Here is an 18330-nt window from a genome sequence, read left to right on the forward strand (position 1 = left end):
TTCAATGTCTCTTTTTCGACAACTCTGGCTGGCCGTTATACTGGTTACTCTAACGAGTTTTATCGGCAGCTTTGCGGTAAGCATGCAAAGCACGCGAAGCTATCTTGAACAGCAGCTTCATCGAAAAAACATCGATAGCGCCAATTCCCTCGCGCTTTCCATATCTCAACTGAGCAAAGATCCCACTACGATCGGGCTGCAGATTACGGCACTTTTCGATAGCGGCCAGTATGAGACTATTTCGATTACCTCTCCCGATGGCACAGTAGTCGCTGAACGGGCACAAGACCGGGTAGACACCGCTGTTCCCGGATGGTTTATTGATCTCTTTCCCATACAGGCCGAAGCAGGCCGTGCCCAAATTTCGGACAGCTGGATGCAGTTTGGCGTCGTCAAGGTGGTCAGTCACACTCACCTCGCCCACCAGGCGCTTTGGGAGCAAACTGAAACACTGATAATCTGGTTTCTGATGGCAGGCGCCCTCAGCGGACTCATCGGCATGCTGATATTGCATCGCATCAAGCGGCCACTGGCCGCGATGGTCGGCCAAGCCGAGGCAATTACGGAACGGCGCTTCCTCACCATCTCCGAACCCCGCATACCAGAGCTGCGTAGTATCGCCCGCGCCATAAATGATCTGGTAAGACGCCTGCATAACAGGTTTATCGAGGAGACTTCGCGACTGGAAGCCCTGCACAAGCAAATCCATCATGATCCCGTTACCGGCCTGGCCAACCGTGACTACTTCATGAGCCATCTCCGTAGCATATTGCCTGGCGAAGAGTCCGCCCCAGGCGATGCACAAAGCGGTATCCTTCTGATCATACGCCTCAACAATCTGGCGGAAATTAACCGGAAACTTGGTCACACCGGGACTAACAATCTGCTTTGTCAGATCGGCTCGCTTCTAGGAAACGTTGCCAGCGAGACGCCGGATCGTCTGGCCGCCCGTTTGAACGGGTCGGATTTTGTGCTGATCATTCCAAATATCGATAATGCCGGTCAATTCGCAAGTCAACTGACCCTGGAACTCACTGCACTGTCGCCACAGATTGATGGTGAAATTGCGGACTTCTGCCACATCGGCGCTATCCGTTATCAACATGGCGACAAAACAGATGAGCTTCTTGCCAACGCCGATACTGCGCTGGCCACTGCCGAGAGGCAGGGTATCAATGCCTGGCACGTTATCACCGGGCAATCCGGAAATTCTCTTATGCCTGCCGCCAATATCGGTGACTGGCGCCATTTCTTCAATGATGCATTGAATGAAGACCGCTTCAAGCTGGTGTTTCACCCCGTGATTGATCCGGCCGGGGCGCAACTGCATCAGGAAGCCGCTATCCGTCTCCAGGCCCAGCGTGATGGAGACTGGCTGGCCGCAAGCGATTTCATCGCCATCGCCGCTCGCCTCAATCTCACGGGACCCGTCGATCTGAATGTCATTCGCCACGCCCTCGAACCCTTGCAATCCCAAGCCGGTGAACTCGCGGTCAATCTCTCCATTGAAACCATAAGCGATTGGGGTTTCCGCAACAAACTCGCGCAGCTACTGAGCCAATATCCACAACTATGTCGACGGCTTTGGCTTGAGGTACCGGAATACGGCGCTTTCCGCGAGCTTGAAGCTTTCCGTGACTTCTGCCGTACCTTCAAGGAACTCGGCTGCCGTATTGGCATAGAGCACTTTGGCCACCATTTCCGCGAATTCCAGAAACTCACGGATCTCGGCCTCGACTATCTCAAGATCGACGCCAGCTTCGTACGCGGCATCAATCAGAAAAAGAATAATCAGAGGTTCCTGAAAGGTTTATGCGGCCTGGCCCACAGTATTGGTATCATCGTCATTGCCGTTGCCGTACAAAACGAGGCTGAACAGAAGACATTGATAAGGCTGGGCCTGGATGGCGTTACCGGACCCGGCGTGAAGTAAATTCCTCACGGTTCCAGGCATCACCCGTCCCAATTTATCTTGATATATTTAAATACATAGCTATAACTTTCCTATACTCTACAGTTTCGCGCCTCCCATCAACCATCCATTATAAGGATAGATCATGGCTTCCTCACATACATGGCATTTTTTCCGGGCAGGCGGTTTCGATCAGGTGCAAATTGATAGTGGAGCAGATCTGCTGGCTTTGAAGGAACTGGATCAGAAGCTATGGGTGGCATTGAGTTGTCCGACACGCGGGATAGAGTTCGACAACAAAACGCTCGACTTGATCGACCATGATGCGGATGCACATGTGCATGCGAATGAGATCCTCTCAGCCATCGGCTGGGCAGGCGGTTTGCTGAAAAACGCCGATCTATTGGTCAAAGGTTCGGATTCCGTGGCCCTGGCCGATATAGACGATAGCAGTGAAGAAGGACAACAGGTACTCGTCTCAGCGCAGTACATTCTCAAATGTCTGGATAAAGCTGATGCGACAGAGATTTCCCTTGCGGACATGGCCGACATCGAGAAATTTGTCGCGGGTCTGGAATTCAACGGCGATGGCGTGATTCATACCGGCCAGATCGCGGATGCGGGATTGCGCAAGACGGTTGAAGACATCATCAAGTATCGCGGCTCGGTTGCCGACTTAAGCGGGAATCCAGGCATTAATCAGGAAATCAGCGATGCCTTCTTTGCCGAAGTTACCGCCTATGCGGATTGGCAGGCGAGTGCGAACGGCGATGCCGATATCCGGTTTCTGGGCGAGAAGACGCAAGCGGCGGCCGACGCTTTTCACGCCATCCGGGACAAGGTCAGCGACTACTTCACGCGCTGCCAACTGGCCGCTTATGATGCGCGCGCGGCGGTACCATTAAGCCGTTCAGCGGAGGATTATCAAAATATTGCTGCGCAAACGCTATCGGCGCAAAACACCGATATAGCAAATTTTCCGCTGGCGACGGTGGATCCCGACAAGCCCCTGCCATTAATCTCCGGTGTGAATCCCGCCTGGCAGAAACAGGTGGACGCCCTGTATGAGCAAGCCATTGTTCCATTATTTGGCAGAAAAGATAGCCTTTTCGCGGCGGAATGGGTGGCACTTTGCGTCAAGTTTACGGCGTTTGATGCATGGCAAAGTGCTAAACCGGCCTGTTCCGCGGAAGAGCTGGGCGGAGAGCGCTTGCGCGAGATTTTCGTCAGCAAGCATAAGCAGGCAATCGATAATTTGATTGGTCAGGACAAGGCGGTGGAAACCGAGGTAAAGGCAATCCGCTCGGTGGAAAAATTGTTGCGCTATAACCGTGATTTGTTCAATCTGGTCAATAATTTCGTATCGTTCCGCAGCTTCTACACCGGGCGAGATAAAGCGATATTTCAGCTGGGTACACTGTACCTGGATGGGCGCAGCTGCGACTTGTGTATCAGGGTTGAGGATATAGGCAAACACGCGGAGTTCGCCAACATGAGCGGCCTGTATCTGGCTTATTGCGATTGTGTGCGCAACGGTGGCGCGGAAAAAATAAGTATTGCCGCTGCCTTTACCGCCGGTGATTCTGATTTTCTCATGGTCGGCCGAAATGGCATTTTCTATGACCGGAAAGGCCAGGACTGGGACGCCACCATTGTGCGCATCCTCGACCATCCGATCAGCATTCGGCAGGCATTCTGGTCGCCGTATAAAAAACTGAGCAAGTTTATTAGCGAGCAACTGCAAAAAATGGCCTCATCGAGGGCTGCCGCCGCAGATGAGAAGCTGATCAAGGCAGCGGTGGAGACCGGCACGCCGGTGGCAGCCGGCACCCCCCCTCCACCGCCCAAACCCCCTTTCGATGTAGGCAAATTCGCCGGGATTTTTGCTGCAATAGGACTGGCGCTAGGCGCTATCGGCGGCATTCTTGCTTCAGTGGTCGGCGGAATACTGGGATTAAAATTCTGGCAGATACCCTTGGCCATATTCGGTCTGATGTTGCTGATTTCGGGACCGGCCATGATTGTAGCCTGGTTCAAGTTAAAGAAACGCAACCTGGGCCCGGTACTGGATGCGAACGGCTGGGCGATCAACGCTCGTGCACGCATCAATATTCCCTTTGGCACGTCGTTGACCAAGCTCGCTCATTTGCCGCAAGGCGCACGACGCTCGCTGACCGATCCATTTGAGGAAAAAAAACCGGTATGGCCTTATTACATGTTGATCGTGGGTATCATTGTGGCCTTGATCGGCTTATGGTTCATGGGAATTTTTGGGACTGCTCCCATTCAGTAGCAAGGATAGACGGGCATGCACCCACAGCGCACGTTTTTTTATTGTCTCTCAAAATGAATCTCACCTTCTTCGGAGAATCGCTCAATGAACGTTGATGAACTCAAGTCAGTAGCCGGTGCCATCGTCGCGCAACAAAAAGGTATTCTTGCAGCGGATGAAAGCAATCCCACCATCAAGAAACGTTTTGACTCGATCAAGCTTGAGTCGACCGAGGAAAACCGCCGGCGATACCGTGAATTGCTCTTCACCGCCGAGGGTATCGAGCGTTATCTCGGTGGCGTTATCCTCTTTGACGAAACCCTGCGTCAGAGTTCCCGCGATGGCACTCCTTTCGCCGAACTGCTGTCAAGGCGGGGGATTATCCCCGGCATCAAGGTGGATAAAGGCGCGAAAGCGCTGGCGATGTATTCCGGCGATCAGATCACCGAGGGCCTGGACGGCTTGCGTGAGCGGCTTGCGGAGTATAAGCAATTGGGTGCGAAGTTTGCGAAATGGCGCGGGGTTATTCAAATTGACCAACATGATATCCCCTCGGCATACGCCCTGCATGCAAATGCCCACGCATTGGCTCGCTATGCTGCTCTCTGCCAGGAAGCCGGCATAGTACCCATCGTGGAGCCGGAAGTACTCATGGACGGCCCCCATGATATGGATCGCTGTGAAGTGGTCACGTCGCATATGCTCGAGATTTTGTTCGCTGAGCTCGACGCTCACCGCGTGATATTCGAGGGTATTCTGCTCAAGCCAAATATGGTGATCGCAGGGATGAAGTGTACGCACGAGTCCAACGTGCAACAGGTTGCCGATGCTACGACTCGTTGTCTACGGCGCTACGTTCCATCGGCGGTTCCCGGGATCGTGTTCCTGTCCGGCGGCCAGAGTGCAGAAGATGCTACCGACCATCTGAACGCCATGAATGCGATGGGATCGTATCCCTGGCAACTCAGCTTCTCCTATGGGCGGGCGCTTCAGGCACCGGTTCTTAACGTCTGGCATGGAAAAGAAAGCAATGTGGCAATGGCACAAAAAGTGTTCTTCAAGCGTTGCCAATTAAACGGTTTGGCCCGTGAAGGAAAATATAACCGGACAATGGAAACGGACAAATAACTCATCACTTGCCCGATATCAAATCCATCGGGCCCACAGGCGCGCACCAAGTTCTTTGAGACGCACGCCTATGGAGCGTTGGCGCCACTTTTCAAGCCTGACGAGTCTGGAAGACTGGATATCTTTCTCGAACATCGCTTTCATTTGCTCACCAAAATCCTGCCCGAGAATCACCGCGTTGATTTCCTGATTATGCTGAAAACTGAGCCAATCAAGATTTGTTGAGCCTATGGTAGACCAAACACCGTCTATAAGCGCGGTCTTCGCATGTAGTACCGCATCTTCCCGCTCATAGATCTTCACGCCGGCGCTCAGCAGTTCATCGTAGTAGGAATGCGAAGCATAATAAACCAGATTCGAATCCGTTTTATCGGGTAGCATCAAGCGCACGTCGACATTACGTTGGGCTGCGGCCTTCAATGCAGCAAGCAATTGCGGGTCAGGTACAAAATATGCTGTTGTAATATATGCATGGGTCTCGGCGCTGTTAATCGCTGATAGCAGCGTGACATACATGGCGCTGTAAGACGCATCAGGCGAACTGCCGATGGCACGCACCACTTCATTGCCTCTACTGCCCATCTTCGGAAAAAATGATTGCGACACCGGTGGTTCACCTTTTTGCTTTTCCCAGGTCGCGAGAAATAATTTCTGAAAATCGCTGACAACTGGCCCTTCAATACGTAGATGAGTATCGCGCCATGGTGGGGTATCCGGTGTGCGCGGTTTGGATCGGGTGAAGGATCCGCTGGAATACACGCTGCTAATATTGACGCCGCCGACAAAGGCAACCTGGCCGTCAACCACCAGCAGCTTGCGATGATCGCGGCCCACCTCCCATTTCTTGCGTAGCGTCAATGGATTAATGGGATTGAATTCCAGTACGTTGATGCCACTGTCCATCATTGATTTGAAGAATTCTTTAGGTGTATCACCCGATCCGACGCTGTCGTATATAAAATTCACCTGTACGCCCTTCCTTTGCCTTTCAATCAGTGCAGCCGCGAAGCGGTGACCAATCTCATCATCCTCGATACTGTAGGTTTCCATGTTGATATGATTCTTCGCTCCCTGTATCGCGGAAAACATCGATTTGTAGGTAGCAGGGCCATCAAGCAGCAGCGTTACCTTGTTGCCCGTCACCAACGGGGGGCCCATCAGTTCCTCGACTTGTGCAAGGTGCCTGTCAAAGATGTTTGTTTTCGGGCTACCGTTCTTCAGCCCTGCCACGACCGCTTCACTTTTCTGGGCAGAAAGCGAACCCTGCGCGCCGTTTACACGTACCGCATGGGTTGTATGCGCCATTCTATCTGGCAGTGGTAGGGAACCACAGCCTGCCATCAATACCAGGCACAGTACCCCCGCACACTTCTGAATCATCATGAATTCCATTTCCTCGAGTTTTGATATTGCCGGTTATATTGTAGGACGCTTCACCAATTCACACTCCCCTGTTTGGGAATTAATATCCATGTTTCATTTATGGAATTAAATCTGAAGATTCAGAGTAGAAAGAGCAAGAATCGTTCCAAAACAGATCAGTCAGCTAGTTACCGACATGAACCTCGTAAAGTGTGAAGTTTCTCGACATACTTGGGGGCATGCCGCAAAAAGCAAAATGGGCTGACGGGGAACGGACTATGGATGTCCCCCACGGATCGCCGGAAGGACGGGTAATTACCCGAAGTATTTAGTCGAGCGTGGGGAAGATGGGAAACTGCTATGCATCACATCCGGGAGCTTCATGAGTCCTCTATGAGGCATGTTACTGTCATGGCCGGGATAACAACCGGACTCGCGATCGTACCCGCGATGCTACCGCCACTTTTGGAGATACTTTGAGGTACCGAATGAGTGGTTAATGCTTCTGATATAACCCGATCAGCTCGGAATGGGCGATGACGTGCCCTTGCATCGTTTGTTCCAGCTTTGCCTTGGTAGGCTGATTCAAATCCGGCAATACAGTATCCAACGCATAGAGCTTATGAAAATAGCGATGGCTGCCTATCGGCGGACATGGTCCACCGTAGCCGGTGCGCTGCCAGTCATTAAGTCCTTCCAGGGTTCCAGTTGGAAGATCCCTTGCCGCAATGGCCTCGGGTAAACCGCTGGTATTGACCGGGATGTTGTAGAGCACCCAATGCACCCAGGTTCTTTTAGGTGCGGCCGGATCGGGCGCGTCCGGATCATCCATGATTAAAACCAGACTCTTCGTCCCCTCGGGTATTTCTGTCCAGAAAAGTTCGGGGGAAGTATCATGGCCCTCGCAAGTATGGCGGGTGGGAATGGCTCCCAAGTGAGGAAAAGATGATGAAGTAATGGTCATGGTCATGATGGTTTTCTCCTTCTTGCTGATGGGCAATCCTGTTTCAGCCGCTCCCGCCACAATACAGACGAGGGCGATTCCGAGCGAGACGGCAACAATGCCAACGCGCGACCGCCGGATGAAATAAGCGCCCGCTTCCATTCGTTACGATATGGGAATGGTTCTTCCCTTCTCGCCACCCAATTTCGGCAAACTGACGGTCAGGACACCATTCTTATAGCTTGCTTGCGCGTCGTTCGTATCCACATTGCGCGGCAACGGAATAGCGCGCTGGAATGCCCCATAGGCACGCTCCATAACATGGTAGGTGCTATCCTGGGTAGTACGCTCGAAACGCTTCTCGCCGCGCAGATAAAGCATGCCGCCGTCAATGGTGATGTGGCAGTCCTCTTTCTCCATACCGGGTAGCTCCACCCGTACCACAATCTCCTTGTCCGTTTCCTCTATTTCGCCCGCCAGTAAGCTCCAGCGCGGAAAAGTTGGACGCATATCACCAGCGTCGTGCTCGTCGTGTTCCTCACTTTTATGCCGGGTAAATTGAGTCAGCGCTTCACTGCTATGGTTGAGGAGTTCGCGCCACCCTTCTGAAATATTCTCCCAAGTACGGCTCAAGTCACGACCGATATTTTTTCCTGCCTGTTTCAAAGAATCCAGCATGGCTTACTCCGCTTATTGTCAGTTTGACTCATCATTCACAAATATTTTTTACGCCACTTGGTGGCCATTTCTTGATGGGTTCGCTACGGGGTGGATTCAAATTAAATGGATAAGCATGGAAGAAAAATATTTCCGGGTTTCATAACACGTCCTCATGACCTGCTTATTGACGACGCCTCGTTTCCTTTTGCCGCTGGTATTTGACCAGCTTGGCAATTGCGAGCAGCTCTTCCGACAGCAGTTCCAACAAATCATCGAGCGTAAGAATACCCACCAACCCACCGTTTTCATCCACGATCGGCAATCGCCTTACAGCCTTGCTGCGCATATATTGAATCGCTTCGAATACCCCGATGCTTTCATTCACAGTCGCCAGTTCTCGCACCATGATATCGCCTACGGTAATCACTTTCTGGTCGAGATCCGGAGCCATGATTTCTACCACCAGATCACGGTCGGTAACGATCCCGACTGGAACCTGAACGCCACCACGCTCTTCGACAACCAGAACATCACCGATATGATGCTGCCGCATGAGCTTGGCCGCTTCCTGAATGGTATCCTCACGTTTCAGGATAACAACATCGCGGTTACAGATTTCACCGACAGGCATGATGCCCTCCAATATAGTTAAATATTTCGTGCCGGGTGGCATGACGCATGATGCCTGCGCCGATCAAGCGAGGATTAGCGGTCAGAGTCTCCCACGTTATAGGGTGTGCCATCCATCCCGGGCGAGCCTTCCACTTCCGTTTTCGCCGCCAGCCAGTCTTGCGCATGAGCGCCACGGCGTTCAGTTCGATAATAAGAGGCGGTCGAGATCATCTGATAACCATTTCTTCGCTCCCCTACTTTATGTTCGCCGGATCGACGAGTTTTCGCCGTCATTGACTCAGCGGGTATCGATTTTTTTGAGGGTTCAACAAATTTGCTTTCATTTCTTTTTCTCTTCATACTTCCCGCATCGGGATTGCTCAATGGTTTGCTTGACAAAATATGACCTCTAAAAATGAATTAAAGAACTATGCGGAGAATGTCACCATTTAACCGCGCAACCTGATCCAACGATAAGACTTTTAATTATTAACAGTTCCTTGTGACAATCTCTGTACGCTTTCGAACATTGGGCGATAGATCATTTGGAACTAGGGCCTGCTAACAGGCCCTGGTAGGCATACAGCACGATTTACTTGCTCTTGCAGATTCCTGGGCAGTCCGCTCCCCCCTGTTTGGGATCGCAATCGTCGGAGGGATCATCCACGCAAACTCTGCCATTGGCACATTGAATTCCTGCAATTCCACCGCAGGCTTGCGGTTCGGTTTTCTTGCACTCGCCCTCGTGCTCAACGGATACGCCCGCAGCTGCCGCAGTACATGCGTTCCCGTACGTCTTGCCGTCGCAACCACATACCGGTCTGAACTCCCGGGTGCAAATCGTAGGCCTGGTCTTGCATGTGCCTTGCGCATCCGGCATCTTGCATCGGCCGGTACCAAAATCGCAGTACTGTTGCGCGTCAGGACAGGTTTCTCCGGCGATTCCGCCACAAGTCAGTGGCCCGCCGGGGCTCGACTCGATCGGCTTGCATTGCGAAGTTAACTCCACATTAAGAAATGTGCCTGCTTTGGGATGAATGGAACGCAACTGTCTTACAAAAGCGTTAAACTTCTTTGACGTTGTGTTGAAACCCGCCTCCGCACATGCGAGTAAACCCCCTTCGATCGGAATGGGTCCACCCGCTCTGGGGCTATAAACAGCGAATGTATCCACAGTATTAGCGGTAATTGCCTGCCCTACAAGCTTACGCACTGATCGCAAGGCGGCGTTATCGAGACCGCGCCCATCATTGGTTAAAGTAATATTAACGGCATGTTCCGCGGGATCCACAGGGGTCTGAGCAATGGCCGGTGTGATGCTGGAAAGCGCTGTACCCACCAGACAAACGTAAATTAACCTTTTCATTTTCTCTCCTCCTATCTGTAAATCGTTGGCAAATCTGCGAAGGCTAACGGCATACCCATGAGATGCCCGTTGATACCCAGGCAATATCCACTCACAACAAAAGCATCACATCCTTTTTGTAGTAAAGAAAATGCAAAAGTAAAGACGGATTTGTGGCTGGTGAAACAAGTCCAGTGACTGGCTGCATCATCCCGGCGGAAAAAACACATTGACGAACGACCAAAAACCGGTCCATGCGTGATGCCTGGCCCGGTTTTATGGCGCGAATCTGCTCGTGGTTGCTACTGGATTACCATTACATTCACAGAAGTGGGCGTGGTATTGCCTGCTGCATCCTTCGTTACCACCTCGATAGTATGCGCCCCGGCCGCGACTTTACGGATATTCCAGTTGTAACCCAGCGTGCCCCCGCTTCCGGTTGCCTTCAGCACCCCATCGATATAGACGGTTTGCGTAATGCCTGCAGCGCCGCTATCGTCTGTGGCGTTTATACTGACCGGCACATTGGTACCGGAGACATTACCCGCCACCGGATTGATGATTTTTACCACCGGCGCTGTCGTATCTTTGGGAACTGTTACGGTTCCATTGGCTACATTCACCGCTACGGCGGCCGAAGCCTTGGAGTTGCCGGCCGCGTCGAACGCATAGGCAACCAGATTGGACATGCCGTTGGGAGTGCCGGCCGAATCCCAGGTGAAACCAAACGGCGCCGAGGTATCGATGGCGACCGTGGTGCTGTTGACCCGCAGCTCGACGCGGGTCACACCCACATTGTCGGTCGCTGCCACATTCACGCCGACCAGCCCCGTCACCGTGGCGCCACCCAGGGGGGCGGAAATGGAAACCACCGGGGCCTGGGTATCCGGAGCCTCGGCGGTGGCCGCGGCAGCCTGCACAGCCCGTGCGGCATTCACTCGTCCATAGCCATAATAGGCATCGCGGCCGGCGGCACCCAGGTCAACCGCCGTGGAGTACAGCAGACTCTCGACCTGGGTATTGGGCAGCGCTGGCTTGGCCGCCATCATGAGCGCAACCACGCCGGCAGTGACCGGACTCGATACTGAAGTGCCGGAAACCGCCCCGTAACCCCCTCCCTTGCTCGTCGTCCAGATCCCCGTGCCAGGTGCAGCCATGGCCACAAAAGTCCCATAGCTCGACCAGCTGGCTCTCACGTCATTGCCATCGGTGGCCGATACCGGAATCATCGCCGTGGTGGGAGTGAAATTCTCATTGATACCGTTGTTGCCGGCGGCCACTATCACCAGCCCCCCCTTGTCCTTCATGTATTGCGCAGCACTGACTACTGCCGGCCGGCTGGGCTGATTTGCAAAGCTGATGCTGGCAACGCGTATGCCGCGGTCGGCTGCATAGATCAAGCCATTGGCGATCATACTGGTATAACCGCCGCCGCTGACGTCGGTAACACGAATCGGCATGATCTTCGATTGACCCGCCACCGAGGTCACTCCTATGCCATTATTGCCGGCCGCGGCGGCCGCGCCTGCGACTTTGGTGCCATGGCCAAAAACGTCCGAGGTATTGGAATTATTGTCGTAGAAATTCCACCCCGGCACCAGCCGGGTGGCAAGATCGGGATGGGCGCTATCGACACCTGAATCCAGTATGGCAATGGTCACACCCGCGCCCTGAGAACTATCCCAGGCCGCGGGCGCACCGATTTTTGGCAGATGCCACGCGCTGCCATAGTAAGGATCATTCGGCACCAGTTCGGGCGAATCACGATAATCGGGTTCCGCCAACTTGAGATGCGGGTGGCGAGCCAGCCTTGCAGCGACCGCCTTTTCCGAGGCATTACCCGGCAAGTCCACGATGTACAAGTCGCTCTGCCCGATCTTCCTGGCCTTGCCGCCGTGGGCGCCGAGTATCTTTGCCAGTTCCTTTTCCGGCAGCCCGGCGCGCGGCATCACCAGAATCCGTCCTTTTGCCCATGTTTCGGAACCAGCCGATCGCGACCCCTTGTCTTCCGGAGGTGCGGCGTTGGAAACCACCGGGGCTGTCATGCAACTGGTCAATACGAATGCCGCGACACCGTGCCGCGCAAGGATGAGACGCCGTGAGCCAAAAAAGCCTGAAAGAGTTAGTGTTGCGGCCCCCGCAGCCGGACCCTCTACCCCGGCAGCAGGTAATGCACGTTTGTTAATATTCACCCGTAGTTCCTCCTCGTGATAGGGAGGCGGAACCGCCTGGATAGGCCTGGAGAGAAAAACGCTCAGTAATTGGCTATGAAAATCCGAATCCGAACGTATTACTTGATTCCCGTCAATTCACAACTTGACTAAGAAAATGGCGTTATCTGGCAGTCCTGCCGTCCTGGGGCGTATGCCCGGTAGACCGTCGACTTTGCGCCCCCCGCTTTCGCGAGGTTTGCCCTTTACAGATCAAGAATTCTGGCGTTATCTTACATGAACCACGCACGTTGCCTATTAGACTGAAGTACAACTTGGGAGTAAACAATGGGTACAAAAAAACGGAAAGAAAATTATCAGCAAGCAAGGTGTCTCACATTGCTGCTAATTGAATTAACTGAGGATTATCAAATGCGCAAGCACAAGAAGCGATATTGCCTGAGGGGCAATGCATAATTGCCATTGCAAGCCAACGTACGCTGCAGGAGGATCGCTCTTGATAGTCAGCAAACAACAAACCCGCCGAAGCGGGTCTGTATGTTGAAGCTGGGAAAGTTAACTATTTTTTCTGCCTGCGGGCTGCACCGAGTCCCAATAGACCCAAGCCAAGAAGTGTGAGTGTCGCTGGCTCAGCAATAAGGACGGGGGGGTCGCGAGGATCGCCGGGAACATTGAGTTCCGTCAGACTTGTTCCATACTGAAAGCTGACGTTCGAAATGTCAGTTATTGATAAGCCATTTACGCCAGTCAGGACAAAAACAACCGTATCTTGGATGAGAGGATCCTTGGACAACCCACCGTTTGGATTAAAACCCGATGCGGCCGAAATAATCCCGAAATTTATTCCATTGAGTGATGCTGGCTTGTCCAGATCGGCGCCGGCAAGGCCATTATTGAAATTGCCGATATTGCCCGATATGCCGCTGGTCAGATAGCCCGAGCTTGAAATTCCCCTGTCAGCACCGCCGGTAAACGAAGTCGCCTGGTAGCCAAATTCGCCGCTAACGTTCGTGAGACCGGTGCAATTGGCTAAATCGCAGGCACCCAGAATAGACGACCCAGCGCCTACCGTCGCCGAAACCGGCGTCAGAAGGGGATTCCCCGTGAAATCCCAAAATAGACCGGTAAGAGTACTGCCCGGCACATCTTGCCCGCTGTTCGAGGGTGAAGTATTTTGCAAAGTGATCGTTAAATTGTTGCCGACAATATCGAAAATAGCTGATGCGGCGACAGGAACGCCGCCTGGACCTGTCCCCGAACCCGTAAAGGTAATAGGAACTGCCATAGCGTCCAATGATGCAGCCGATGCTACAAGCACCCCCGCAAACGCTACGGATAATTTTGAGTATTTCATTTTTTTATGACTCCTGGTAGTAAGCTACAAATATGTTTTTGACCCTAATTACATATAAAGCAATTTACGTGCCATGTTATATAACTCATTAATTTCAATTAAGATTAAGCTCTCCCTATACTGATAATCCACACGTTGGTAAAAATACTCGACAGAAAAAGATCTTCAAAAAAGCCTGCGTCGCTTCTTTACGCTTAAATTGAGCTACTTTGTAAGCTGTTAAAAAATCGCTTTGATATGCTTATTTAATTCATTATTAATTTCTTTAGCAAATGCGCGCATTTGCTCTGACAGCGCGATAGATTCGTTGTCAACAAAAAAAACGGGAAGAAAGTTATCAGCAAGTAAGGTCTCATATTGCTACTAACCGAATTAACTGAGGATTATCAAATGTGCAAGCACAAGAAGCGATATTGCCTGAGGAGCAATATATAATTGCTATTGCAAGAGAAAGTACGCTGCAGGAGGATCGCTCCTTGATAGTCAGAAAACAACAAACCCGCCGAAGCGGGTCTGTATGCTGAAACTGGGAAAGTTAACTATCTTTTCTGCCTGCGGGCTACACCGAGTCCCAATAGACCCAAGCCAAGAAGCGCGAGTGTCGCTGGCTCAGGAATAAGGACAGGGGGATCGCGGGGATCGCCGGGAACATTGAGTTCCGTCAGACTCGTTCCATACTGAAAGCTGACGTTCGAAATGTCAGTTATTGACAAGCCATTTACGCCAGTCAGGACAAAAACAACCGTATCTTGGATGAGAGGATCCTTGGACAACCCACCGTTTGGATTAAAACCCGATGCGGCTGAAATAATCCCGAAATTTATCCCATCAAGTGATGCAGGCTTATCCAGATCAGTGCCGGCAAGGCCATTATTGAAATTGCCGATATTGCCCGATAAGCCGCTGGTCAGATAGCCTGAGCTTGAAATTCCTCTATCAGCACCGCCGGTAAACGAGGCCGCCTGGTATCCAAATTCGCCGCTAACGTTCGTGAGACCAGTGCAATTGACCAAATCGCAGGCACCCAGAATAGACGACCCAGCGCCTACCGTCGCCGAAACCGGCGTCAGAAGGGGATTTCCCGTGAAATTCCAAAATAGACCGGTAAGAGTACTGCCCGGCACATCTTGCCCGCTGTTCGAGGGTGAAGTATTTTGCAAGGTGACCGTTAAATTATTGCCGACAATATTGAAAATAGCTGATGCGGTGACAGGAACGCCGCCTGGGCCTGTCCCCGAACCCGTAAAGGTAATAGGAATCGCCATAGCGTCCAATGATGCAGCCGATGCTACAAGCATCCCCGCAAACGCTACAGATAATTTTGAGTATTTCATTTTTTATGACTCCTGGTAGTAAACTACAAATATGTTTGACCCTAATCGCATATGAAGCAATTTACGTGCCATATTTTATAATATCATTAATTTTAATTAAATTTAAGCTCTTCCTATATTGATAGTCCATATTTCTGTAAGAATACTCGACAAAAGAAATCCTCAAAAAAGCCTGCATCGCTTCTTTAAGCCTAAGTTGAATTACTTTGTAAAACTGTTAGGTTTTACTAGCGATGTTGTCAGCGTCACTAGGGCCTGTTAACACCGGAGAATAGTTGGATTGCATTTTACTGACTTCGGAGGTCTTGGCTTCGGACTGAGAAACACCTTGTCGATTCAAAGGATATTAGCGTAAGGACTTACTGCTCGCGGGCTGGCAACCAGTCATTCGCGACTCCCTGTAACGCTTTGTATGCCCGGGTGCCTGAACTCGCAATAATTGTACGTTAGGGTATTGATTCCCCGGTTGAACAGCCTTTGTCATATAAGATGGATTCGGTATCGGAATGTAAACAATTCCGACAAAAGCAGGATCGCAAATATGGAACCCCTTATCCATTTTCAAGCGCCAGGGGCAGCTCGGGCAGACCCAACAAAAACCGGCCCATGTGATGCCTGGGCCGGTTTTATAGCGCGAATCCGCTCGTGTTGCTACTTGATTACCATTACATTGACGGAAGCAGACGAGGCATTGCCCGCTTTATCCTTCGCCACCGCCCGGATGGTATGCGTTCCAGCTGTGACACTATTGGTGCGGGTATTCCAGTTGTAACCCAGCGTGCTCCCGCTTCCGGTTGCCTTCAGCACCCCATCGATATAGACGGTTTGCGTAATGCCTGCGGCACCGCTATTGTCGGTTGCGTTTAAGCTGATAGCGACGTTACTGGAGATATTACCCGCCACCGGATTGATGATTTTTACCACCGGCGCTGTCGTATCTTTGGGAACTGTCACGGTTCCATTGGCCACATTCACCGCTACGGCGGCCGAAGCCTTGGAGTTGCCGGCCGCGTCGAATGCATAGGCAACCAGATTGGACATGCCGTTGGGGGTGCCGGCCGAATTCCAGGTGAAGCCAAACGGCGCCGAGGTATCGATCGCGACCGTGGCGCTGTTGACCCGCAGCTCGACACGGGTCACGCCCACATTGTCGGTCGCGGTCACATTCACGCCGACCAGTCCCGTCACCGTGGCACCGCCCAGGGGGGCGGAAATGGAAACCGCCGGAACCTGGGTATCTGCTGTTTGGGTAGCACCCACGGCGGCCTTTATCGCCCGTGCGGCATTCACTCGTCCATAGCCATAATAGGCATCGCGGCCGGCGGCACCCAGGTCAACCGCCGTGGAGTACAGCAGACTCTCGACCTGGGTATTGGGCAGCGCTGGCTTGGCCGCCATCATGAGCGCAACCACGCCGGCAGTGACCGGACTCGATACTGAAGTGCCGGAAACCGCCCCGTAACCCCCTCCCTTGCTCGTCGTCCAGATCCCCGTGCCAGGTGCAGCCATGGCCACAAAAGTCCCATAGCTCGACCAGCTGGCTCTCACGTCATTGCCATCGGTGGCCGATACCGGAATCATCGCCGTGGTGGGAGTGAAATTCTCATTGATACCGTTGTTGCCGGCGGCCACTATCACCAGCCCCCCCTTGTCCTTCATGTATTGCGCAGCACTGACTACTGCCGGCCGGCTGGGCTGATTTGCAAAGCTGATGCTGGCAACGCGTATGCCGCGGTCGGCTGCATAGATCAAGCCATTGGCGATCATACTGGTATAACCGCCGCCGCTGACGTCGGTAACACGAATCGGCATGATCTTCGATTGACCCGCCACCGAGGTCACTCCTATGCCATTATTGCCGGCCGCGGCGGCCGCGCCTGCGACTTTGGTGCCATGGCCAAAAACGTCCGAGGTATTGGAATTATTGTCGTAGAAATTCCACCCCGGCACCAGCCGGGTGGCAAGATCGGGATGGGCGCTATCGACACCTGAATCCAGTATGGCAATGGTCACACCCGCGCCCTGAGAACTATCCCAGGCCGCGGGCGCACCGATTTTTGGCAGATGCCACGCGCTGCCATAGTAAGGATCATTCGGCACCAGTTCGGGCGAATCACGATAATCGGGTTCCGCCAACTTGAGATGCGGGTGGCGAGCCAGCCTTGCAGCGACCGCCTTTTCCGAGGCATTACCCGGCAAGTCCACGATGTACAAGTCGCTCTGCCCGATCTTCCTGGCCTTGCCGCCGTGGGCGCCGAGTATCTTTGCCAGTTCCTTTTCCGGCAGCCCGGCGCGCGGCATCACCAGAATCCGTCCTTTTGCCCATGTTTCGGAACCAGCCGATCGCGACCCCTTGTCTTCCGGAGGTGCGGCGTTGGAAACCACCGGGGCTGTCATGCAACTGGTCAATACGAATGCCGCGACACCGTGCCGCGCAAGGATGAGACGCCGTGAGCCAAAAAAGCCTGAAAGAGTTAGTGTTGCGGCCCCCGCAGCCGGACCCTCTACCCCGGCAGCAGGTAATGCACGTTTGTTAATATTCATGCTTTGATTTCCTCTTCTCATTATTTCTGATTTTGAAAAATTCCACATGGGAATACCTATGGAAGCACAACCGGCATGAAGCCCATTTCTTCCCGCCGCATTTCTTTGCCGTCTGTAATGACGATGTGAAAGCCGGTTGAATCCACTCGCCCCCTGATCCATAAGCCGGTGGATGCAAATGGAGCCTTGCTCGAAGACGGATAAACAGGATCTGACCCAGGGGATCGCTTCCTCGGTCAGCCATGGCCCTACGCGCACCCTTTAGCTATGGGTCAAAGAAGGAAGGAAACTGGACAGAATGGCCCTGAATGGACTTTTATGATGTCTTGATACCGATCCGGATCACAAAATCCGGATTAGTCAAAGAACAGCTTGAATGCCGTGCACTCCCAGGAAACTATCTTGTATCGTCATCTTTTGAATCCTTCTTTTTTACTTTTGTTTTGTTACGGTTTCTGTATTTCTTATCTGTGATCGCTCCTTTGCACTTTAGCAAATGATCGGGCAATGCGATTGAAGCATTTATCATGCCAGAATATATAATTCATACGAAACAATAAGTTAACACAAACTCCAGGAGAGAATAGAAAAAATTATGTAGCCTTCCAGCAACATAATATTGATGAGTTAATATAACTGATTGAAAAAATTGAATATGCCATGTCGTCAAATCACGACAAACAGATATGCCAT

At 52.4% G+C, this 18330-nt stretch carries 13 protein-coding genes and 1 riboswitch; of the genes, 3 read left to right on the forward strand and 10 right to left on the reverse strand.

What is annotated here, in order from left to right:
* Positions 1–4: 4 nt before the first annotated feature.
* From BLR00_RS12765 to BLR00_RS12775, 3 genes are all read left to right on the forward strand, one after another.
* Positions 5–1933: a bifunctional diguanylate cyclase/phosphodiesterase gene (locus BLR00_RS12765; RefSeq protein ID WP_074633228.1), complete on the forward strand. Its 1929-nt coding sequence runs from the start codon at positions 5–7 to the stop codon at positions 1931–1933.
* 124 nt (positions 1934–2057) lie between these two features.
* Positions 2058–4205 (forward strand): hypothetical protein, encoded by a 2148-nt coding sequence (locus tag BLR00_RS12770; RefSeq protein ID WP_074633231.1) that lies wholly within the window; start codon positions 2058–2060, stop codon positions 4203–4205.
* 84 nt (positions 4206–4289) lie between these two features.
* Positions 4290–5312, forward strand: a complete 1023-nt coding sequence (locus BLR00_RS12775; protein WP_074633234.1) for a class I fructose-bisphosphate aldolase — start codon at positions 4290–4292, stop codon at positions 5310–5312.
* An 18-nt stretch (positions 5313–5330) separates the two neighbouring features.
* On the opposite strand, the gene cls is transcribed toward BLR00_RS12775, so the two are convergent.
* The 10 genes from cls to BLR00_RS12825 all read right to left on the reverse strand — a co-directional run bounded on the left by cls (position 5331) and on the right by BLR00_RS12825 (position 17637).
* The gene (gene cls, locus BLR00_RS12780; protein WP_081346769.1) at positions 5331–6695 is read right to left on the reverse strand and encodes a cardiolipin synthase; all 1365 of its coding nucleotides are present in this window, start codon (positions 6693–6695) and stop codon (positions 5331–5333) included.
* Between the two features lie 475 nt (positions 6696–7170).
* Positions 7171–7644, reverse strand: coding sequence for a YbhB/YbcL family Raf kinase inhibitor-like protein (locus BLR00_RS12785; protein ID WP_074634312.1), 474 nt, complete (start codon positions 7642–7644; stop codon positions 7171–7173).
* A gap of 138 nt (positions 7645–7782) precedes the next feature.
* On the reverse strand, positions 7783–8295 hold the full coding sequence (locus BLR00_RS12790; protein ID WP_074633240.1) for an Hsp20/alpha crystallin family protein: 513 nt from the start codon (positions 8293–8295) through the stop codon (positions 7783–7785).
* A gap of 163 nt (positions 8296–8458) precedes the next feature.
* The gene (locus BLR00_RS12795; protein WP_074633242.1) at positions 8459–8908 is read right to left on the reverse strand and encodes a CBS domain-containing protein; all 450 of its coding nucleotides are present in this window, start codon (positions 8906–8908) and stop codon (positions 8459–8461) included.
* A gap of 74 nt (positions 8909–8982) precedes the next feature.
* Entirely contained in the window at positions 8983–9183 is a 201-nt protein-coding gene (locus BLR00_RS12800) for a hypothetical protein (RefSeq protein ID WP_146159994.1), read from the reverse strand.
* A 298-nt stretch (positions 9184–9481) separates the two neighbouring features.
* The gene (locus tag BLR00_RS12805; protein WP_074633248.1) at positions 9482–10255 is read right to left on the reverse strand and encodes a Kazal-type serine protease inhibitor family protein; all 774 of its coding nucleotides are present in this window, start codon (positions 10253–10255) and stop codon (positions 9482–9484) included.
* A gap of 281 nt (positions 10256–10536) precedes the next feature.
* A complete protein-coding gene (locus BLR00_RS12810; protein WP_074633251.1) occupies positions 10537–12426 on the reverse strand; it encodes a S8 family serine peptidase in 1890 nt (629 codons plus the stop codon).
* 145 nt (positions 12427–12571) lie between these two features.
* Positions 12572–12658, reverse strand: a riboswitch (cyclic di-GMP riboswitch).
* A gap of 306 nt (positions 12659–12964) precedes the next feature.
* The gene (locus BLR00_RS12815; RefSeq protein WP_074633254.1) at positions 12965–13759 is read right to left on the reverse strand and encodes an XDD4 family exosortase-dependent surface protein; all 795 of its coding nucleotides are present in this window, start codon (positions 13757–13759) and stop codon (positions 12965–12967) included.
* Positions 13760–14298: 539 nt separating this feature from the next.
* Complete coding sequence (locus BLR00_RS16065; protein ID WP_256324148.1) at positions 14299–15093, reverse strand: XDD4 family exosortase-dependent surface protein; 795 nt, start codon at positions 15091–15093, stop codon at positions 14299–14301.
* 651 nt (positions 15094–15744) lie between these two features.
* The gene (locus BLR00_RS12825; protein WP_074633256.1) at positions 15745–17637 is read right to left on the reverse strand and encodes a S8 family serine peptidase; all 1893 of its coding nucleotides are present in this window, start codon (positions 17635–17637) and stop codon (positions 15745–15747) included.
* Positions 17638–18330 lie beyond the last annotated feature (693 nt).

The organism is Nitrosospira multiformis (assembly GCF_900103165.1).
Taxonomy (GTDB): Bacteria; Pseudomonadota; Gammaproteobacteria; order Burkholderiales; family Nitrosomonadaceae; genus Nitrosospira; species Nitrosospira multiformis_D.